19 protein-coding genes are annotated in these 20,851 nt (G+C 49.8%); 6 read left to right on the plus strand and 13 right to left on the minus strand.

Annotated features, from left to right (window positions below; all coding sequences use genetic code 11):
* Nucleotides 1-26: 26 nt before the first annotated feature.
* Complete coding sequence (locus tag HYT76_06330; GenBank protein MBI2083169.1) at nucleotides 27-1,439, plus strand: hypothetical protein; 1,413 nt, start codon at nucleotides 27-29, stop codon at nucleotides 1,437-1,439.
* Here the strand turns inward: HYT76_06330 and HYT76_06335 are convergent.
* The 10 genes from HYT76_06335 to HYT76_06380 form a co-directional block, all read right to left on the minus strand.
* Nucleotides 1,436-1,795 carry a 3-aminobutyryl-CoA ammonia lyase gene (locus HYT76_06335; GenBank protein MBI2083170.1) on the minus strand — a complete coding sequence of 120 codons (360 nt, stop codon included), beginning with the start codon at nucleotides 1,793-1,795 and terminating at the stop codon, nucleotides 1,436-1,438. The genes HYT76_06330 and HYT76_06335 overlap by 4 nt on opposite strands.
* A gap of 303 nt (nucleotides 1,796-2,098) precedes the next feature.
* A complete protein-coding gene (locus HYT76_06340; GenBank protein ID MBI2083171.1) occupies nucleotides 2,099-2,398 on the minus strand; it encodes an STAS-like domain-containing protein in 300 nt (99 codons plus the stop codon).
* Nucleotides 2,395-3,204 (minus strand): hypothetical protein, encoded by an 810-nt coding sequence (locus HYT76_06345; GenBank protein MBI2083172.1) that lies wholly within the window; start codon nucleotides 3,202-3,204, stop codon nucleotides 2,395-2,397. The genes HYT76_06340 and HYT76_06345 overlap by 4 nt, the downstream gene beginning before the upstream one ends.
* A gap of 114 nt (nucleotides 3,205-3,318) precedes the next feature.
* Complete coding sequence (locus HYT76_06350) at nucleotides 3,319-4,164, minus strand: cobalamin B12-binding domain-containing protein (protein MBI2083173.1); 846 nt, start codon at nucleotides 4,162-4,164, stop codon at nucleotides 3,319-3,321.
* Nucleotides 4,148-5,902, minus strand: a complete 1,755-nt coding sequence (locus HYT76_06355) for a D-lysine 5,6-aminomutase subunit alpha (GenBank protein MBI2083174.1) — start codon at nucleotides 5,900-5,902, stop codon at nucleotides 4,148-4,150. The genes HYT76_06350 and HYT76_06355 overlap by 17 nt, the downstream gene beginning before the upstream one ends.
* 164 nt (nucleotides 5,903-6,066) lie before the next feature.
* Nucleotides 6,067-7,107, minus strand: coding sequence for an L-erythro-3,5-diaminohexanoate dehydrogenase (locus HYT76_06360; GenBank protein ID MBI2083175.1), 1,041 nt, complete (start codon nucleotides 7,105-7,107; stop codon nucleotides 6,067-6,069).
* A 2-nt stretch (nucleotides 7,108-7,109) separates the two neighbouring features.
* Nucleotides 7,110-8,249 carry a class I SAM-dependent RNA methyltransferase gene (locus HYT76_06365; GenBank protein ID MBI2083176.1) on the minus strand — a complete coding sequence of 380 codons (1,140 nt, stop codon included), beginning with the start codon at nucleotides 8,247-8,249 and terminating at the stop codon, nucleotides 7,110-7,112.
* Nucleotides 8,250-8,251: 2 nt separating this feature from the next.
* Nucleotides 8,252-9,331, minus strand: coding sequence for a response regulator (locus tag HYT76_06370; protein MBI2083177.1), 1,080 nt, complete (start codon nucleotides 9,329-9,331; stop codon nucleotides 8,252-8,254).
* A 1-nt stretch (nucleotide 9,332) separates the two neighbouring features.
* Entirely contained in the window at nucleotides 9,333-9,794 is a 462-nt protein-coding gene (locus HYT76_06375) for a response regulator (GenBank protein ID MBI2083178.1), read from the minus strand.
* Nucleotides 9,787-11,844 carry a PAS domain S-box protein gene (locus HYT76_06380; protein MBI2083179.1) on the minus strand — a complete coding sequence of 686 codons (2,058 nt, stop codon included), beginning with the start codon at nucleotides 11,842-11,844 and terminating at the stop codon, nucleotides 9,787-9,789. The genes HYT76_06375 and HYT76_06380 overlap by 8 nt, the downstream gene beginning before the upstream one ends.
* Before the next feature lie 82 nt (nucleotides 11,845-11,926).
* On the opposite strand from HYT76_06380, the gene HYT76_06385 reads away from it, so the two are divergent.
* The 3 genes from HYT76_06385 to HYT76_06395 all read left to right on the plus strand — a co-directional run bounded on the left by HYT76_06385 (nucleotide 11,927) and on the right by HYT76_06395 (nucleotide 13,465).
* Entirely contained in the window at nucleotides 11,927-12,820 is an 894-nt protein-coding gene (locus tag HYT76_06385) for an FHA domain-containing protein (GenBank protein MBI2083180.1), read from the plus strand.
* A 68-nt stretch (nucleotides 12,821-12,888) separates the two neighbouring features.
* Nucleotides 12,889-13,131 carry a ribbon-helix-helix protein, CopG family gene (locus tag HYT76_06390; GenBank protein ID MBI2083181.1) on the plus strand — a complete coding sequence of 81 codons (243 nt, stop codon included), beginning with the start codon at nucleotides 12,889-12,891 and terminating at the stop codon, nucleotides 13,129-13,131.
* Entirely contained in the window at nucleotides 13,124-13,465 is a 342-nt protein-coding gene (locus HYT76_06395; protein MBI2083182.1) for a type II toxin-antitoxin system PemK/MazF family toxin, read from the plus strand. The genes HYT76_06390 and HYT76_06395 overlap by 8 nt, the downstream gene beginning before the upstream one ends.
* Nucleotides 13,466-13,518: 53 nt before the next feature.
* On the opposite strand, the gene HYT76_06400 is transcribed toward HYT76_06395, so the two are convergent.
* The gene (locus tag HYT76_06400) at nucleotides 13,519-15,036 is read right to left on the minus strand and encodes a hypothetical protein (protein MBI2083183.1); all 1,518 of its coding nucleotides are present in this window, start codon (nucleotides 15,034-15,036) and stop codon (nucleotides 13,519-13,521) included.
* Nucleotides 15,037-15,337: 301 nt separating this feature from the next.
* Here HYT76_06400 and HYT76_06405 point away from each other — a divergent pair, with 301 nt between their 5' ends.
* Nucleotides 15,338-15,925 carry a nucleotidyltransferase domain-containing protein gene (locus HYT76_06405; protein ID MBI2083184.1) on the plus strand — a complete coding sequence of 196 codons (588 nt, stop codon included), beginning with the start codon at nucleotides 15,338-15,340 and terminating at the stop codon, nucleotides 15,923-15,925.
* Nucleotides 15,897-16,268 carry a nucleotidyltransferase substrate binding protein gene (locus HYT76_06410; GenBank protein ID MBI2083185.1) on the plus strand — a complete coding sequence of 124 codons (372 nt, stop codon included), beginning with the start codon at nucleotides 15,897-15,899 and terminating at the stop codon, nucleotides 16,266-16,268. The genes HYT76_06405 and HYT76_06410 overlap by 29 nt, the downstream gene beginning before the upstream one ends.
* Here HYT76_06410 and polA read toward each other — a convergent pair.
* Nucleotides 16,265-18,916, minus strand: a complete 2,652-nt coding sequence (gene polA, locus HYT76_06415; protein ID MBI2083186.1) for a DNA polymerase I — start codon at nucleotides 18,914-18,916, stop codon at nucleotides 16,265-16,267. The genes HYT76_06410 and polA overlap by 4 nt on opposite strands.
* A gap of 41 nt (nucleotides 18,917-18,957) precedes the next feature.
* On the minus strand, nucleotides 18,958-20,829 hold the full coding sequence (locus tag HYT76_06420) for an oligopeptide transporter, OPT family (protein ID MBI2083187.1): 1,872 nt from the start codon (nucleotides 20,827-20,829) through the stop codon (nucleotides 18,958-18,960).
* Nucleotides 20,830-20,851: the final 22 nt, after the last annotated feature.

Below are 20,851 nucleotides of genomic sequence, written 5' to 3' on the forward strand. Positions count from 1 at the left end.
CTATTTCTCGATCAATTCGATAGCCTTTGCAGATGGTATTTGATCCGATCTCGAGTGTCAGTCGAGCCCTTCTTATCCCTGCACTCTCCCATTTTCTTGGCAACAAAAGCGCCCTCTCTCTTAAAAAAGAACGCGAGATCGAGGAGATTCTCTTCCGATTCTCTCCAAAAAGATATGGATTCTATAAACTCTGCACCGCAACCCCTTTTCTGAAAGGTATCTTTGGATTGACATTCGGTGGACTCGCCGCCTGGGGAATTGCCCAGATAAAAAAAGAAGAGGATGCCGTTTGGAAAGGAATTTCCGGAGGTCTGGCGACCCTCACCGGAGCCCTCATCCTTCACCATTCGAAGGCGCTACCTGCTGGACGGTATCTCGGTTTTGTCTTGTCCTTTATTTCCAGCACCGCTGTTGATCTTGCCAGCTCGGCGACCGTCACCCACTTCAAAAATAAGATGACGGAACTCGATCTCTTCGTTGTCATTCAGCAAATCATAGATGACCCTACAAGAAAACAGGTTCCACTTCGGAAAAAAACTTATTCAATCGATGAAGAAGACTTAAGCAGCCTTATCAATAACAGGGTCGCAAAGGTCGGCTCACCACACCGGATTCTGATTATTCATGGGCTTGATGGGCAGAAGGGGCTTCTCAGTGGTGAATTGATTGAAGAAAGGGAGGTCTTGATTGGTCAAAGACCCCATCGCTTCCTCTTCCTGAAAACCCCTCATTCACTGATCAATGCATCCAAGGAATTGGTTTACAGAGATCCGTTCCGGACGGTTGTTGTCACCCTTGACAATATTACAGAGGCGCTTCAAAAGCTGGGTGAACCTCCATCGAGCGCAGAAATTTTCGCGGAGCTTTTACTCACTCGAGAGATCGGCCGCGCAAGGCTCGCGGAGAAATTCGGTTTTGAATATCGCGCCCTCGAGGCGGCGTTGTATTCCAAGGGGGATCCAACGTTGGCCCATCTCGAAGAGATCTATCTCAATCTGTATCTCCTTCAGCAAATCGCCGGATGGTCACGAAGCGATCCCAAGCGTGCCGAGACCGCCTTTCGAATCTGGGCGAAGTATCGTCCTGCGACCGCCATGCGTGATCCTGAGACCGTACGCTCTCTCCAACAAACGCTTGATCAAATTTTTTGGGAGATTCAACATCATCTGATGGCCAATTTTCTCGGTATCGATCCCTCGACATCCCCTGGCGAATTAGAATTCGCCTATCATTTCGAAAAAATGAAGGTCGAGGCTGCTCTTCAAGCAGAATCACCGAAACTCGACGAAATCCAGTTGAGAGAAAAAGCAGCCCTCCAGATGGTCCAAAAGATTCTTTCGGAAAAAACGATTTTAGATGAGCCGCCTTTGACCCTCTACGCAAAGGAGATGGCCCGCTATCGATCCCAGATCGAAAAATTATTTCCGCTGGCCGATTAGTTCTTCAAAGACGGGATCACGACAGTCCCCACCGCCTTCGTCACCCATTGTCTGCGAGGTCTCAACTTTTTGGCAACAAACCGCATCGTGCGGGAGGTATTCCCTACCTTAATGATCTTCGCAGTGACCTCGACCGTGTCTCCGGCATAGACCGGCTTCAGGAATTCAACTGAGGAATAGGCACAAAAAAGCCCCTCGTCTTTTCCCCGGGTCTCACGGAGACAGAGTTCTGTCGCCGCATCACCGAACAGTTCAAGTATTGTCGCCCCCGCCACCAAGCCACCCGAGTAGTGAGCGTCCTTTTGAGCTAGTTTCTTGCGAATTGTTGCTTTCCAACCGATTCGTGATTTGGGCATAAACTCTCCCTATCGGAAAAAGTCTCTGGCTCCAAGACTAAAAAATCTACCTGGGACTGTACCTTTCAAGGGTACGAAAAGTGATGGAATGGGGTGATAACTTGGAAACTTTATTTGGTCCCGAACGATAAACAATCCGTCACTTAAAACAAAAAGGAGTTTGTTATGAATATGGCAACAAAAATAACTCTCACTGGAATTGCAGCACTAGGGGCAATTGCTCTTCTGTTACGTCTAGACAAAAACCAGATGAGAGAAAAGCTCCCGGAGAAACACCCCCACCACCCGAGTAATGGGCGTCCTTTAAGAGTCGATCTTTAGACCCCGGAACTCGCACACCCTTTCCATAACTTTCCGATCGCGGGTGTTGACTCTTTCAAAGCGGACCCATTTCTTGAGAAGCTCCTGATCCCATCCCTCCAAGGCGAGCTTCGCAATTCCTTCGTCAAAAAATGAAGTGCTGGCAATCACCACACCCTCAAAGTCAAGACAAACAGATTCCTTATTTTGAACCGATTCGACAATGAGATGACGCAATCTCTCACCAGCAACTCTGGACACGTAATCATCGTGAAATGCCTGTTTGATGCTGATTTTTTTCATAAAGGAAACCTCGTAAAGCACCAGGTTCCGTTCAGCCTGTGTTTGAGCCTGCCTCTCACAATGTGTCGTCTCTTAAAATAACGCCTCATCTGGGCGTCGCGACTTACCATGATAAGTCTCCCTTGGTGCCCTTTCAGCAAATCCAAGGTATGACTGAGCCCTAATCCCCCGAGTCTTTGCCGTCTCGTACTGATACCAACCTCAGGGCAAAGCATCAGATACTCAACGTCATTAGCACAGGAGTATTTTTGTTCCAGTTTCGCGGGAATCGTAATCCCCATGTCGAGAACTCCGATATGAAACTCGGTCTTCCAAGAACCGGCATAGGCATAATAACGCTCCGCTGTGGAGTGGTCGACGCTGTTTTGCATCAGTTCATTAAAAATAAGCCGGCAAGAGAAGGCCAAATCCTCGGAAAGAAGATTCCCAAATTTCGCTTCGACCTGATCCATGAAATTCATATTTAGAGAGGTCTCTCCTCCACTCAAAATGAAATCATCCACTCGAGAGTCATGAATACCAGGCCGAGGAAGACTCTTGAATTGTGAAATATTCATCAAGTTCTGGATCAGGGGGATTTTGTGAAATCTTTTTTTCAAAAAAACATTCTCCAACCGACAGCTGTGCTCTACAGCGGCATCAAAGAGACAAGCGAGAATGGCATAACCAGCAGGCAAAATCTCCGTGACACGGGTCCAGTCAAGATCGATCCTCTTTGTTGTTGAAACCCTGATCTCTGAAAATACCCGCAGCAGTGTGTCCAGCCGACCGTCTCCAATAGCGCTTGGGAGGAGAATCCGAGTCATGTTAATGAATATATAAGCGCAAATGGCCTATTTATCAATATAATCAATAAAAAATACAGGTTTATAACTTGTAACTTATTGTAATTAATTGTCTAATTTATGCGCTTCTATATCCTAAGAACCTTCGCCCCCGCCACCAAGCCACCCGAGTAGTGAGCGTCCTTTTTTCTTAGGTGGAGCCTTATCCTGGCCTTCCACCCTTTCCTTGCCTTCATGGTTCATCCTTTTCACAAGTTCATGGACAATATAACTTGCCACCTCTGATGGTTTTGTCCCCCCACCAAATCCGGCATCGTAGCCAACCTGACGGGCGATCTTATGATCCATGCGCGGCCCGCCAACAATCTTCAGGAGGTACACCGGCAGACGGGTTTCCTCTCTGAGCAAGTCCAATAATTCTTTCAGATCTTTTAAATGCTGATCCTGCTGGGTCACCAGTTTCGAAACCAAAATCGCGTCGGCCTTCGCCGCGACCGCCTTTTCAATCAGAACTGAATTTGAAACCTGGGCCCGAAGGTTGATCACTTTGAAACAGGGATAATACTCCAATCCCTTGTCTCCATGAATCCCCTTCATCGACAAGATCGCATCGATCCCAACGGTATGCGCATCAGAGCCTGTGGTCCCCCCCACCACCACAATCTGGCGTCCGATCTTTTCCCTTGCCAGAGTCAGGAGCTCGTCTCGTGAAAGAAGCGGAAATTCCGGTTTCGGCACCTTGATCGCGGTGAAATCAACCGTCGGTTCGGCGTAACCATAACCGACAAAAAACGAGAACCCCTCCCCCATCGGTTCCATGCAAGCGATCAAGGAATATCGAAGCCCGAGTTTTTCGAGATAACAACGCGCCGCCTCTTTGGCCTCATCCGAGGGAGGGATCGGCAGAGTAAAGGAGATCTGAACCTTCCCATCATCCAGATGATCCCCATAGGGGCGCAACTTTTTAAGATCCTTCTCCATGAGAATCACCTCCTCCCCCGTGTGATTCACGACGGGGCTCACGACCTCCACGACGGCTGGGTCCACGAGGACGACGCCTCCTCTCCGGATGGTGCCCCTCACGTCTATGGGGAGGGCCCCTTCTCCGGCCAGGAATCCTGCCCCTCCTCTCTCCCCCTTCCTGACGACCTCCAAGACGTTCCGTTTCTTCTGGCCTCTCTTCCTCAAGCGCCTCCTGAAGCGGATTCCAGTAGTGAGATCCCTTACGAAGCATCCCATCCAAACCTCGTCCTCCATCGATCTCCCGCTGCATGTTCGCAAAAAGCCCTTCTTGAATCGCCTTGAAGAGCCCCATTCTTTCCACCTTATGAAGCAGTATTTGCGCATCTTCCAGAACACCCCGTGCACGACGCACCAACTTCCCATTCGGAGACCAATCGATCTCATCCGCAAGATTTCGGGCGGCATTGAAGATGTAATTCGCCGACTTGAGACTCATAAATCGATCCTGAAGCAGGGGGTTGTGAATCGCCTCGGTCGCCATGCCGAGGAGCTGGATATCCTGATGCGTCATGACACCGACGAGATTAAACATTGCATCGAGGACATGTCCGAAAAAGATATCTCCGGTCTTGTGTCGGGTCGGTGGCATATACTTGATAGGGGACTTGGGGAATACCTCTCGAACGAGCTCGGCCTGGGCAACTTCATAGAGAAAGCTGTCTGGGATTGAAGGATCCATCTCAAACGCATGTCCGAGTCCCATCTGTTCCGGTATGAGGTGGGCCTGAAGCGCCAATTGTTCGTTGATAAACTGGGAAGCCAGGACCTGAGGGAAGGCGCGGTACGATTCGGCCGTCGTGAGATAATTATCTTCGCCGGTGTTAATTACGATCCCCGCATGCGCAATAATCAGACGGGAAAAATACTGATCGGTCAGCGTCCTCTTCATGTTAATGTCACGAAAGAGGATCCCGTACATGCTGTCGTTCAAGAGATAATCAAGCCGCTCCACCGCCGCCATCGCAGCGATCTCAGCCATACAAAGACCGGAGGAATAATTAACAACGCGTATATAGCGACCCACCTCGTCAGAGACCTCATCCATCGCCTTTCGCATCAATCGGAAATTTTCCTGCGTCGCATAGGTCCCGCCGAACCCTTCTGTCGTCGCCCCCCCCGGCACATAATCAAGCAAGCTCTGAGCGGTACTCCGAATCACGGCGATACAATCAGCCCCTCCCTTGGCAGCCGCCTTCGCCTGATCGATATCTTCATAGATATTCCCGGTCGCCACAATCAGGTACTTCAAGGGACGTGGCGAGGGAGGGAAGGAGGCGAGCCTCTTCTCGCGGTGCTGGCGGGCCTGATCGATCTTACGCAAGGCCGACTGCACCAACGGTGCCAGCGCCTCTTTCGCCTCTTCAGGGGCGACTTCAGGGGAATCCTGAAGACGCAGATGCCCTTCAGCCACCCGAAGACAAAGACTGATCGGGGTGGTTCTCTGAGAAACGAGCGCCCTCCCGAGCCAGTGACAAATCCCCAGTGACAATTCCTCCGGTGTCAGCGTCTCAATCACACGATTCACGAGAGGCTTGTCCTTGTATGCCTCCTCAATACCGAAAAGCCGAAGCACCGTCCGCTCGATAGAAACCGACGTATGACTCTGGATAAAATCCTGGATATTTTTGGCGATCTTTGAGGCAGAGGCACGACACCCCTCGACCTTGTCACGGTCCAGATTAAGCTTTGACACTATACGTCCTTTTTCTGGCGGGGTGGGGATTAAAAATCGTTTAAAAAATCTTCCTCGTCCGTACCCCGTCTCTTTAAGGAGTCACGTCCCTTCCGATTGGTAGCCCGTAACTCCTTCATCTTACTTAATAAAACCTCAGCGACTATCTCATTTTCCCCAATGAGCCGTCAAGGGTTTCCAAACCGTCTTTCAAACCACACTTTAAGTTCTGGGATTTCTCGCACGAGATTCAATGCCAAATCGGCATGCCCCGGATAATAACCATTTCCCATGATGAGTCGCGTCTCGTGACCGATCCCCTCGGCCCCCAACACCGCCGCCTGAAAATTAGTCGCCATATTGAAGAAGAGAACCGTCCCCGATCGCTTCGCAGACAAGATCGAAGAGACCTCCGTCCCACGAACATTCGCACAATTAATCACGAGATCCGCCATTCGCGATCCGGTCCTCTCACTGACCACCTCACGGACAGACTTCGGATCGGTCGCATCGACCACAATCGCATCATTAATAAAAGAAAGCCCTTTCGCCGCCTCGACCGCCTCCGGACTTCGATCGAAAAGAAAAATCTGACCGGCATGACCGATTTTCTTCCGAACAGCCGCGGCAGCCAGGAGCCCAGCCTTCCCCGTTCCGAAGATAACAACCGTCTCTCCGACATGCGTGAGATGCATCGTGAGCGCCGGGGCCCCACAAACATCAAAAACCGCGAGGGCGATCTTTTCAGGAAGATCGGGCGGGATTTTGTGGGCAATCCCACTTTCAAAGAGGATCGCATCCCCTTTCACAGCAATCTGGTCTCCTTCCAGATCAATCTCCTGAATTTCTTCCAACGCGAGAGGGGTCAGGGTCAGAGAAACCAACGTCGCGATCCGATCTCCCACGGAAAACCCCTTGTGTGAAACTTTAGGCCCGATCTCCTTCACAGTCCCAAGCAGCATCCCGCCGGAATTCGTGACCGGATTGTGCATCTTCCCCCGTTTCTGGACGATCTCTAAAATCTGCCGACGGATTTTATCTTCGCTGTCGTGCGCCGCGGTCCGAATCTGATGGAAGCTGGCGGCGTCGATATTGAGGCGTTCGACACTGATCAGAATTTCGTTCTGGTAAATTGGAAGAGAAGAGTCGAGCTTCTCTGCCGCCTGAGGAAAGCCTCCCGCCGGAATCAGGGAACGATGACAACCGTAATGATCACCAGGTCCACGCAAGGTTAATTCCCATTTTTCCGAACCAGCTTAGTTACACTCTCAATATGATACGTCTGCGGGAACATGTCGAGCGGACGTACCATCTCTACTTCGTAATGTCGATTCACAAGAAATTTCAGATCGCGCGCCAGTGTCGAGGGATCACAAGAGACATAAACGATCACGCGTGGTTTGATTACCAGGAGCAGATCGAGGATCTCCTTCGCCCCACGCCGCGGCGGATCGAGGACAAGGATATCGACAGGCATCCCGCGTCGAAGAACCGTCTTGAGCCCCCACTCGGCGGCACTTGCGATAAATTCCAGATGGGTCATCCTCCTCTTCTTCGCCTCCTCCTCCGCCTCCTTAAGCGCCTCTCTGGATTCATCGACGGCGATAACCCTTCCACCCGCCTGAGCAAGCGCAAATGTCAAATTCCCCTTTCCGCAATAAAGCTCGACGATATTCCATTTTTGGGTAAAGGCAGCCTCCGCCCCCCCAAAGGCAAATTGAAAGACTGTCTTGACGAGCTCTTCATTCACGGAAGGGTTTGTCTGTGAAAAGGCCCGATCGTCTTCCGATTTCAAACCGGAAAGAGTGACCTTCGAATCATGGGTCATCGCCAATTCAAAAAGGCGATGTTCCGTGGGCGCCTCTCTGCGCAACCTCTGAACCGCTTCATTCAATTTTGGATCGGCAATAAAACACTCCTCAAACTCCACCACTTCATGCGCCTCACGCGCCAGAAATCCGATCCGGCCTTTCGAGTCCCGATGGAGCTGAAGCCGGTTTCGGTAATTCCAGGGATGCGCAGATGAAATGATCGGAAGAATAGAAATCCCTTTGAGTCCCCCGATTCTTTCCAGCGTCTCACGAAGGATCAGTTCCTTCGAAGAGAGTTGAGAGGGATAATCGATCTGCTGCCACTGGCACCCGCCACAACGACCAAAAACGGGACATGGGGGCTGAACGCGAAGTGGAGACGGTTCGATAATCTCCAGAATCTCACCCCGATTAAACCGCTCCTTGCTCTCGACAATCCTGACTTTAAGCCGATCTCCGGGGACAGAGAAGGGAACAAAAACCACCTTCCCCTCGATCTTGCCGATCCCATCCCCACCGAAGGAGAGTCTTTCGATCGAGATGAATTGATCTTCCGCCATATCTATAACGGCAGCGCAAAGAAAAACCGGGCCCCCGCCCCTTCTTCGCTCTCACACCAGATCCTCCCCTTGTGAAGCTGGATAATATCCTTACAAATAACGAGGCCGAGTCCTGTCCCCTTGTAACCAGTCCCTCCAGAAGGACGGCCTACCTGAACAAACTTTTGGAAAAGATCCCCGATCCGTTCCTTGGGAATTCCCGGACCGTCATCGACTACCGCAACCAAAACCTCATGGGATGAGGGGAGGAGTTTCGCGGATATTTCAACCCGGCTCCTCGCATACCGGAGCGCATTCCCGACAAGATTCACGAAGAGCTGAAGGAGGAGATCCCGATCTCCCCTCACAGGTTTTAAACCGGACTCGAATTCCGAAATGATTTTGATCTCCCTCTCTCGAGCCTCCGCCCCAAAGATGTCGATTAATTCCTGAACAAGATCTTTTAGATCAACCGATCCCGGTGACATCTGAATTTTCCCGGACTCAAGGCGTGCCAGATCAAGCACATCATGGATAATCCTTCCCAATCGGTCCAGATTTCGAAGCCCAAGCCGTAACATCTGCCCCTGCTTTTCAGAGAGAGTCCCGCCAACCCCTTGAAGAAGGTTGTCGATCGTCCCTCTGACCACTGTCAGAGGGGTCCGCACCTCGTGACTGACGGTATGGATAAACTCTTCTTTCAGCTGATCCAGTTTTTTCCTCTCGATGGCGTAACGGATCGCTCGCATCAAGAGAAATCCACTCATTGTATTTTTTGAAAGATAATCCTGGGCCCCTTTCTTGAGAGCTTCAAGGGCAACCTCGTCATCCTCAATCGTCCCTGTCAGGACAATGATCGGGATATGAGGCGTCTTCGCATGAATTTTTTCAAAGGTGACCAACCCAAAGGAATCCGGCAGGGCAAGATCGGTCAAGATAAGGTCATAAGAGCTGTGATCCAGTTTCGAAAGAGTCTCCTTCAGCGAGGAGGCCCACTCCAGTTCGACAGATCCTTTCCCTTCTTCCTGAATCATCTCCTGGACGAGACGTGCCTGGGCCGCTTCGTCCTCTATCAAAAGGATCTTAAGGATCTTTTCTGTCACATTATCCTTTCATTGTGGGAGGGAGGCTCACCACAGTAAACCAGAAATTCTCGATCCTCTTCACCACATCGGTAAATTTTTCAAAATCGGTCGGCTTCGCAATGTAACAATTGGCGTGGCTCATATAGGACTTCACGATATCCTCTTCGGCACGGGATGAAGTCAGGATGATCACAGGGATCATCTTCATTTTTTCATCATTCTTAACCTCTCGAAGGACTTCCCTTCCATCCTTCTTAGGCAGATTCAGATCGAGAATGACGAGATCCGGAAGGACTCGACCGACATGAGAACCACGACCAAAAATATAATCAACCGCCTCTTCACCATCGTTCACAATCTGCATCTTGTTAATAATCTTCTCCTCCCGGAAGGCCTCCTGGATGAGCCTGATATCGCCGGGGTTGTCTTCCACCAAGAGGATCTCGATCGGTTTCGCATTAAATTCCTGCCATTCAGACATCTTGTTCTCCTTCCGAAAGTGGAATCACTGGCAAACTAAAAAAGAATGTCGCTCCGCTTCCTTTTTGGGATTCGACCCAAATTTTACCTCCATGATTTTCAACAATTCTCTTACAAACCGCAAGACCAATTCCTGTCCCCGGATACTTGTCCCTGGGATGGAGACGCTGAAAGATCTGGAAGATTCTCTCAAAATATGCCGGTTCGATCCCGATCCCGTTATCCTTCACAGAAAAGACCCACTGGTCCTCTTTCTTTTCTGAAGAAATATGGATTCGAGCCGGTTCTTTCCCCCTAAATTTCAGGGCATTCCGAATCAGGTTTTGAAGAAGACGGGCCATCTGCATCTCATCTCCCGAAACAGTTGGAAGAGGATCGAATGTCATCTCGGCATTGATCTCCTGAATCGCCATTTTAAGATTGTCGAGAACCAAACGAACAACCTTTCCCATCTCCACAGGTTGAAATGGCTTAGCGTCAGCACTGACCCGAGAATACTCAAGAAGATCATGAATCAGAAGTTGCATCCTCTTCGCCCCATCCACCGCATAACCGATGAAGTCATCGGCATCTTTGTCCAGCTTGAGTTGATATCTCTTGGCCAGAAGCTGGGTGTAACTTGAAACCATCCGAAGCGGCTCCTGAAGGTCATGGGAGGCGACATAGGCAAACTGCTCGAGATCCTGATTTGACCGTGCCAGTTCCTCTGTTTTTCTCTTCTCCGATTCTTCGAGGCGTCTTTTCTCGCTGATATCACGAAGAAAGGCATTGAAGTAGACATGCTCTCCTGCCTTGACGGGCCAAATGGTAATTTCTACCGGAAACTCATGGCCATCACGGTGCAAGGCGGCAAGTTCAATCCTCCTGTTCAGGACCGGTCCTTCACCCGTCTCCAGAAAATGCTTTAACCCTTTCTGATGCGCCTCATGATACTGAGGGGGGATAATCGTTTCTACCAACGTCCGGCCGATCGCCTCTTTAAGAGACCACCCAAAAATGAGCTCCGCCTGCCGGTTCCATTCCGTAATCCTTCCTTCACGATTAATCGCGATAAAGGCATCATAAGCGGTCTGAAGGATGAGTCGGATTTTTTCTTCGCTCTGGCGAAGCACTGCTACCGCCCTCTCCCTCTCAGAAAGGATCCGAATGATAATGAAAGAAAGAAGAAGGCTGAGTACAAAAACAAAAAGATAGACGATAAGAACAAATCGCAACCCCTTATTCCTGTGCAGAAAGGCAAACTTTGTCGGTTCCTGCGCGATAACCCCCCAACCATACCCTTCAACAGGCCTGTAGGCGGATACCCTCTCCTCATTTTCCACCGGATTGAAAAAGACCCCGACTCCACGTTCTCCACGCAAGACCTTTTGAACCACAGGAACCTCTGAATAATCGACCAGATCTTCTTGAGGCGGGTATTGCGGGCTTGCCGCAATTTTCCCCTCTCGGTCGACGAAGTAAATAAAGCCCTTCGGCCCGACCGTCACCGCTTGACTCCACTCCAGCAGTGTTTCAAGCCTGATCTGTATGACCAAAATGCCAACCACTTCCAAATCATCAGTCTTGATAGGAATGGCAACGGCGATGACATTGCGCTGAGGGGCAGCGGTCCGTCGGTACGCATTGGAAAGATACGGTTCCCAGTTCCGACTGACCCCCTGATACCAGTCTCGATGAGAAAAATTTATTCCTCGCACCTCCGGTACGGGCGGTACGTCAGCCATTAAAACCCCTTTGGGATCGGCAAGAAGAATTCGATCGATGTAAGGGAAATTTTTGGGGACCGCCTCCATAATCTTGACCGCCTCTTCCCAATTCCCCTGATTTACCAAGTTTATAAATCGCACACGCGTTGCGAGTGAGAGCCCCAAGGCCTTCAGAGAATCGAAATGCCGCTGCAAGGAGTTTGCTGACAATTGAGCGATCGAATCAAAACGGCCTAACGTCAGATCGGTCAGATCCTCACGAATTTTAATATAGCTAAAAGAGGCGACTAACACCAAAGGGACCAGAGTCAGAATAAGGATCACCTGATGGGCATGCCTCTTCATTACCGGTTACCCCCCGTTGGTTTTATTGACTTTAGCGCAAGAGAGCTGTAAAATTCAAGTAAGTTCGCTAATTTAGAACACTATGGTCCCAAAACTTACTGAAAAAGAGCTCCGGGTCTCCGTCAACGAAAAACTCCTCGAAGAGGCGACCAAGATCCAGGAGGAAAAGAAGGTCCTCCAGGACCGGGCACAAAAACTTGAGACCTCAAGGCAGGGGGTCAGTGAGGCGGTCTACAACAGAGTCAAGAATGACTACTTCAAGAAGTTGGAGGATCTCAAAAACCGGATGGAGGGGCTGAAGAAGGATCTGGATCAGGAGCTTGTCACGATCACGGAGAAAAAGATCCAGGTCGAGGCGAATCTCAAGCTTCATGTGGAAGAGGTGGAAGAGGCAAAACTCCGACATTCGCTCGGAGAGTTTCCAACAGAAGATTATGAAAAGGTCGCTCAAGGCGAGACGGAAGAGATCAAACGGCTCGAAGAGGCGTTAAAAGAGGTCCGTCACCATCTGGAACGTTTTGAAGGATTGCTGGAAACCCCATCGCAAAAGCCTGCTCCGGTACCGATGAAACCACCACCACCCCCTCCGCCAACGCCACCGAAGATCGAACCGAAGACCTCTCCGACGATTACAGAAAAGAAGGCCGCTATTTCTGAATCAACCGCCAAGGTACCGCTCGAGGAAAAGAAGGCGGCCCCCTCTCTCGTCGTTATGGAGAACGGAAAGGTTTCAGAAAAGATTGAGGTCGATCATAACATCGGCATCGGTCGCTCCCCTGCCAATGATGTCGTCCTCAAGGAACCGAAGGTTTCCCGCCAACATGCGCAGATCCAGATCGACGGGGACAACTATTTGCTTGTCGATCTCAATTCCTCAAACGGAACTTATGTCGGTGGCAACAAGATCACAGAACATCTCCTCAAACCGAACGATGAGATCCGGATCGGGAAGACGACGATGGTGTTTAAGGTTTAATCCGCTGTTGCCTCAGATATATAAAAATTCATCATTTTTGTAATATAATCGTTGATATTTTATAGATAATGATATACAAAAGCTACATGGCAAGGGTGATGATATCGATCCCGGATAGGTTACTGAAGGAGGTTGACGCTGCAGCCGAGGCGACCCATCGCAAGCGGAGCGAATTCTTCAAAGAATTGGCTTTGCGTTACCTTGAGAGATTTCGGGGCAAGGACAGATTCCCGGATCTGGAACAGGCAGCGATGACGAGTCTTGATTTTTGGGACAACCCGATTGACGACGAGACCTGGAATCATGTCTAAGCAAGGAGAGATCTACCTTGTTCCGATCCCATTCTCCGATCTAAGCGCTACAAAGAGGAGACCGGTCCTGATTCTCTCCAACGACGAGTACAATCGATCCCATCCCGACTGTCTTGTGATGGCAATTACTTCTCAAATCGACCCTAAAAATCCTTATGGTGTCATCTTTTCCAAAGGGGATGTTTCGGGGAACTTACCTAAAGAAAGCCAACTCCGTGCCGACAAGGTTTATTCCATTCATCAGCGGATCCTGATCAAACGGTTTGGTTCTCTCTCACCCGAAAAACACCAGGCGGCGGTCTCTCTGCTGCAAGGCCTTCTGGAGGGTGTTTAGTCCAAATTTTGATTTCTTTAAAATCTGCCCAAAGTGGGTTTGATGCTGTTTTTTTACGGAGCGCGTAGCATCTCATCCACGACACGGTCGTATTGAGAAATCAAATTGGCGTGTTGGCGGAAGAAATGATCGAGGGAAGCAACGCCTCTGTCGAAACGAGGAAGCGGTGCTGCGGTTATAGGGACTTGGAGATCCCCTTCCTGAACGGATGAACCTGCGACATGATACCCTCCTGTCAACCCCCATCCTGCAAGTGACACAACCGCTCTTTCCAGGCAGCGATCAACAAATCCTCCCGAAAAGGTAAGACGTTTTCCGTCAAGCTTTGTGGCCAAGATCGGCCTATTGTAGCCCACGAGGTCTCCTGAACCAAATTGAGCCGATTCCACAAAATAGAAATTCTGATATCCTCCTAGGACATCCTTCAATAAATGAGTATACCGCTTCATATAGCGATCTCTGTTTAATTCACCACTATCGTAATAGCCGAGGACAAAAAGGATCGGCTTCCCTTCCTTCACCAAGCTGTCAATCCTCTGAAGCTCCTGATACAGGTCCAGCGCTTTAAAAAAATCGCCCTCTGCAGCCAGCTTTTCTATGACTTGCAGCAGCTCACTGCGCGAACGTGGCTTGTAAGTTTCAATGATCGAGAAAAAAGGATGGACATGAATAGAAACTTCATCTGCCTCATCGGGGAGATGATCCACAAAATGTTCGCGACCAAGATCCTGAACGTAACCGGCTTTTTCCACATAATGGTGTTGCGATCGGAGCCGATGCATAAGTTCTGGGTCACGCCGCTCCAACTGAAGAATGTCGGTCTCACTTCCGCGGATCATGATATGATGAAATATCATTTCTTGCTGATTTCGGGAGAGGGGGCTGTCAAGGAGGACCACCGCATTCGCCGGGTGGGAGAATGGCAAGGCATAATCAAATAGCAGATTTTTCCGATCTTCACTCATCTGAGGAAATTGAGTCATCAAGGCCATGAATAGATCTTGTTGATATCCCTCGATGGAGAGCCACGATAAAACCCAGTCGACCCGCTGGTTGCTTTCTTCCTCCGAAAGCTGCGATCGGTCGGCTGGTGAGGGAAGACCATGATTCACAAGAAGATCGTTGAGGCGCTGCTCGGTCTCGGCCAAGTCAACGGCAGAGATCAATCTTGCAATCTCTTCATCCGACGGTTTGCTCGGAATTGGCAGAGGATTTCGTGTCACTGCGGGAGTTGCGAAGTATCTGGCCCCAACCATCCAGGCGTTACCCCCGGCCTCCCGCCGCGCTTCTGCAAATACATCATCCTCTGAAACAATGAGGGTCAGGGGGCGAAGATACCGTTCCACTGTCTCAAAATTTTTTATCAGCAACCCCGTCAGAGGGGCAAGGGCGGAAAAAAGCTCCTTGCCGGAAATCCGGCCATCCTGATCCTGATCAAAGAGGTCGAGCGCCTCCTCATGAGTCAGCGTTCCATCATTATCGATTTTGGTGGGATGTTGATCGGCCAATTCTTGAAAGATGCGAACAGCGGATGGATCGAGGTGGTATTTCACTTCTTCCGGGAAACTCATAAGTTTATTATCGGTTAAAAGGCGGCGTTAAGTTGCCTTTGATGCCTTAGAAAATACAAGGTTATCTATCTGAAATTATTTATTTTTATCAATCGGAAGAGAGGAAGATTCCGGAGATTCGCGTGGCGGCAAGACGGTTGCCCTGATTTTTAACCGACACATTCCTAGTGAACAACGTCCCCTAAATTCCATATCATTCAAATCTTGAAAGATCTCTACCGTGTAATTGAATGATAAAAAAATGTTCATATAGAACAATTATTTGACTTAATTAATAATAAATGTACAATTTCATGGTATTATGAACTATATTCTTAATAAAAAAGTCCTCCAGGAGAGGCTGTTGAAGCTCGGCTTCAGGAGTCTTTCGGAGTTTGCCTCTAAAAACAAAATCCATCGAAATACGCTCCAGAACCTCCTTTCTGGGAAAAGCGTCTTTTGCGCCTCTTTCCAGAAGATCGTCTCAAGCCTTGAACTTGACCCCCTCGAATTGATCGTCCCCTCTTCGACAACTTCACATGCGCCTCTTAAAAAAATGGATGAGTTAAAGACAATCATTGCCCACCTCGTTCAGGCTAACGAAAAGATGGCGATCGTCCTGATCGGCTCCAGGGCGAAGGGAAAAGAAAAAAAATATTCGGATTGGGATCTCGGAATTTTCGGCTATCCAGAACCGATCTTGGACAGGGCTTATTTGAAATTAAAAGGGCTTGTGGATGAGATGAGCGAAAATCTTGTCTGGATCGTTGACCTCGTCAATCTCAATCGTGCCCCCATTTGGTTTTTGGAAAACCTGGACAACAAGGTCATCTTCCTGGATGGAAACCAGGAGGCGTTTGCTTACTTGAAAGGAATACTCGATGGAATCGAAAAAGAAAAAGCTGCTTAAGTCGGCCCAAAATCTTGAAGAGGCGTTAAAGCAGTACCGATCCCATGAAACGGAACTCAATTTTCTGACGCTCACAAAGGCATTTGAAATTCTCATCGAATATCTCTGGCGAGAGCTCAGGATGATGGTCGAAGATCAGGGGCTTGAGGCAGCTTCGCCGAAAATGGCGATTAAACAGGCGGCGAAACTGAATCTTATTTCGAACCCGGAGCTCTGGATGGAATCTCTTGAGGCGCGCAATAACAGCGTCCATGATTATTTTGGCATTTCCGAAGAGAACTACTCCAGTCTTGCAGAGGAACTTCTGAAACTTGTGAAAAAATCGGGAAACTTAATCAGTTAATGCGCCTCGGCCCAGTTTGCGCCTACCCCAACATCAACCTTGAGCGGGACAGAAAGTTGAACGACCCCTTCCATCACCTTTTTAACAAGCTCTGAAAACCGCTTGATCTCTTTATCAGGCACCTCAAAGACCAGTTCATCGTGGACCTGAAGGATCATCTTCACGTTGGGGAAGTCATTCTCGATCTTTTTTTGAATTTCAATCATCGCCTTTTTGATGATGTCGGCCGCCGTCCCCTGAAAGATCGTATTGAAGGCGGTCCGTTCCGCCATCGCCCGGATGTTTTGATTCGGACTGTCGATCTCCGGACAGTGACGGAGTCGACCGAAGAGGGTCCGAACCTTTTTATCGCGTCGCGCCTGAGCGAGCGCCTTCTCCTTAAAGGCAGCGACCGCCTGATACTTTATAAAATAATTATCAATATAATTGTGCGCCTCCGCGAGCTCGATCCCCAACTGCTGTGAAAGCCCGTAAGCGCTCTGCCCATAAAGGACAGCGAAATTGACCGTCTTCCCGACATTCCGCATCTCGTCGGTCACCTCTTTTTCTGGAATACCGAAAATCTCGGCGGCGGTTCGTCGGTGAACATCATCCTCTTTTTCGAAGGCCTGCAGCAGCAGCGGATCCTGAGAGAGATGGGCCAGAATCCGGAGTTCAATCTGGGAGTAATCGGCAGAAAGGAGTTGAAACCCTTTTTCGGCAATGAACGCCTCACGGATCCTCCTCCCCTCTTCCGTCCGGATCGGGATGTTTTGAAGATTCGGATCGGACGATGAGAGTCGACCAGTCGCCGCAACCGCCTGATTAAACGAGGTATGGATCCGACCGGTCTCAGGATTCACAAGCTCTGGAAGGGCATCAAGATAGGTTGATTTTAATTTGTTCATCCCCCGATATTCCAGAAGGAGGCGCGGCACCTCATGCTGTTTGGCGAGTTCCTCCAACACATCGACATCGGTCGAAAAACCGGTCTTCGTCTTCCGAACAACCGGGAGCTTCAGTTTTTGGAAGAGAACTTCCTGAAGTTGCTTTGTGGAATTTAGATTGAAATCCATCCCAGCTTTTTTATGAATCTGCTCTTCGAGTCCCTGCATCCGTTTTTCATAATCTTTCGAGATTTTCTTTAAGAAATCGACATCGACCTTCACCCCATTCATCTCCATGCCGGCAAGCACCTTCAAGAGTGGCATCTCGATCTCGTGAAAAAGAGCCTCAAGTTTCTCCTCTTCTAGTTTTGGGAGCAGAATCTCAACGAGCCGATAACAGACATCAGAATCTTCGCAAGAGTACTCACAGGCGGTCGAGAGATCAGTCTCGGCAAAGCTTTTCTGTTTCTTCCCGGTCCCGACGACCTCTTTAAATGTGGTAATCTTGTGTCCCAAATAGGTCTGGGAAAGCAGGTCGAGGTTGTGATTTCCGTCCGGTGTCAGGAGGTAGGCAGCGAGCATCGTGTCGGCCTGAAGTCCTTGAAGCTCGACCCCATGCTGCCTCAGGATTTCATAGTCGTACTTGGCATTTTGGGCATACTTTGGAATCTTCGGATCCTCGAGGATCGGTTTGAGAACCTTCTTCACCCGTTCCCACTCAAGCTGATGCGTCGCCTGAGTATGGCCTACAGGGATATAATACGCCTCCCCTCTTTTATAAGAGAAAGAGAGACCGACGAGCGACGCCTTCATCGGATCAAGATCGGATGTCTCGGTATCGAGCGCAAAGCCCCCGCTATTTTTCAGTCCCTTGGCCAATTTTTCAATTTCGGAGTCGATGATGACGAGGTGATAACTTTTTGTCGAAAGTGTTTTTTCAGGAGCGAGCTCCGAGAGGAGTCGGTGAAATTCAAGTTCTGTAAAAAGCTCCTTCAACGCGGGCCCGTCAGGTTCCTGAAGTTTGAAATTCTTGAAATCAAAATGAATCGGGGCATCGGTGACGATCGTCGCAAGTTCTCTGAAAAGGAGCGCTTCCTTTTCGTATTGGCGCAGTTTCTCTCCTAATTTTCCAGGGACCTTTTCGGATTGCTTGAGCAGATTCTCGAGCGTCCCATACTCCTGCAGGAGCTTGATCGCTGTTTTTTCCCCGATCCCGGAAACCCCGGGAATATTGTCAGAAGAATCACCGGCAAGCGCCAGAACATCCGGCACCCTCTCCGGATCCACCCCGAATCTCTCTCTGACTTCGGGGATACCGATCCGCTTTTCCTTCATGCTGTCAAAAATAGTGATCTTCTGATTCACAAGCTGCATCATATCCTTGTCGCCAGTGACGATGATGGTCTCCAGATTTTTGTCTTCCATCTTCTTCGCAATCGTTCCGATCACGTCATCCGCTTCAAAGTTCTCGAGCTCGAGAACCGGCAGATTCAAGGCACGCGCAATCTTCCGAAAATAAGGGAACTGCGGAATCAAGTCGGCCGGGGCTTCGGCGCGGTTTGCTTTATAGTCTGGGAATTTATCATTCCGCCAGGTCTTGCGGGAGACATCGAAAACGCAGGCGATATGGTCCGGTTTCTCTTCACGGATCAATTTGAGGAGCATCGACGTAAAACCATACAGCGCATTGGTCGGCAAGCCTTTCGAGGTCGAAAGCGGCCGAATCGCGTAATAGGCGCGGAAGATATAACCCGAGGCATCGATCAAGTAGAGACGGTCCATCGAAGGGGCACTATTGTCAATTTTCGGTCAAAAGTCGACTGTCACTTTTTCTTCCGAACTGAAAAGCCGAAAAGGAGAAGGGCGATTAAAAAAATGCCTACACTGAACCACGCTGGGGAACCGGATTCATCCCAAACAGAAATCGGGAGATTCATCCCGAAGAAGATCATCGCGGCAACAATAATCCCCATCAGTGACTCACCGGCGATCAATCCCGAGGCGATCAGGACCCCACGACTCCCTTCCCCTTCTGAAGAGTTGTTTCTCACAAGAAGTTTACGAAGAAGACCTCCCAGAAAGATCGTCGCTGAAATCTGAAACGGCAGATAAAGCCCCATCGCAACCGCCATGACGTAAAATCTAAAAGAAGAATTCCTCTTCTTCAGATAGTTATCCAAAAGGATAAAAAGGATGGCGAGACCCATACCGATATAGATAAAGGTCATTGGAAGTGTTCCCTCGCCAAGGAAAAGCGCCTCGGAGAGCTTCGCAAAGAGGGTTGCCTGGGGGGCCACAAGAGGCTTCACCCCCGCTCGTACCGCCGTTCCAATTCCATAAGAAGAATGGAGGACCGTCAAAACCGGTGCAATCACAAACGCCGGCACAATCGAACCGATCACCTCACCAATCTGCAATTTCCAGGGTGTCGAGCCGACAATCTGTCCTGTCTTCAGGTCTTGACTAATATCTGCCGCCGACGAACAGGCACCGCAGGCAACACCCGCGATACCCAAAACGGCCAAAACCCCCAATGACCCCTTGATGCCAGCCAAATGAAGCAGGGCCGCAGAAAAAAGCAGGGCACAGATCGTCATTCCAGAAATAGGCAGGTTCGAACTGCCGACCAGTCCCACGAGATAGCTCGCCACCGCGACAAAGAAAAAAGTGGCGATCACAATGAGAACGGTTGCATAAAGACCAACGCCAATGCTCCCCGTGAGATGTCGATAAAGACCAAAAACAAGCGTCATCGTTATCAAAAGGAGTGGAAGCAAATAACGTCGGCTCAGATCCTGATCCGTACGTGCGACAACTTCTTCCAACACCCTTTTGCCAAAAATTCTCTTGATCCCCTTTCTAAGTCCCGCCCGTACAGACCAGATCGTCCAGAGTCCTCCGACCGCCATCGCGCCGACCCCCATGTAACGAATCTGATTCTTCCAGAGGCTCCACGAGGCATCCACCAAATCTCCCGGCGGAATCCCGACCACCGATGAATAGATCGGGATCGCGATAATCCAGGTGATGATCCCTCCCAAAAACTGGAGGATCGCGACATTAGGACCAACGATATAACCGACTGAAATAAGAGCCAGAGAGGATTCGGTCCCGAAATAAAAGAGAGACTGCCCGACACGAAAGGCTGTTTCAATGCCACCTTGTAGAAGGGCGATACCGGAGGCGAAAAATTTGTAGGCAGCAGCAATCAGAATCGCGATGGTGATCGTTTTCCCCCCACTCCCTCCTTCACCCGCCTTTAATACTTCCGCGCAAGCGGTCCCCTCCGGAAAGGTCAACTCCTCTTCTTCGACGATAATCGCACGTCGCAGCGGGATCATAAAAAGAATTCCCAGAAGCCCTCCACACATCGCAATCAATGTGGTTGGCCAGAAATGAAACTGATGCCAGGACTGAGTCAGGACCAACGCCGGTACCGTGAAGATGACGCCGGCCGCAAGCGTCTCCCCGCTCGCCGCAATCGTCTGAACAAGATTGTTTTCGAGCGCCGTACCGGTCTTCAAAAGTCCTCGGAGGATCGCCATTGAAATCACTGCGGCCGGTATCGAGGCAGAGACGGTCAGGCCGGCGTAGAGACCGAGGTAGGCATTCGCAGCGGCAAGGATAATTCCCAAGACAGAACCCAACAGAATCGCGCGAAAGGTCATCTCGCGCGGTGATGGACCGTTAGACATAAAAGATTTCCCCCTTGGGGGA

The organism is Deltaproteobacteria bacterium (genome assembly GCA_016180845.1).
GTDB lineage: Bacteria > UBA10199 > UBA10199 > JACPAL01 > JACPAL01 > JACPAK01.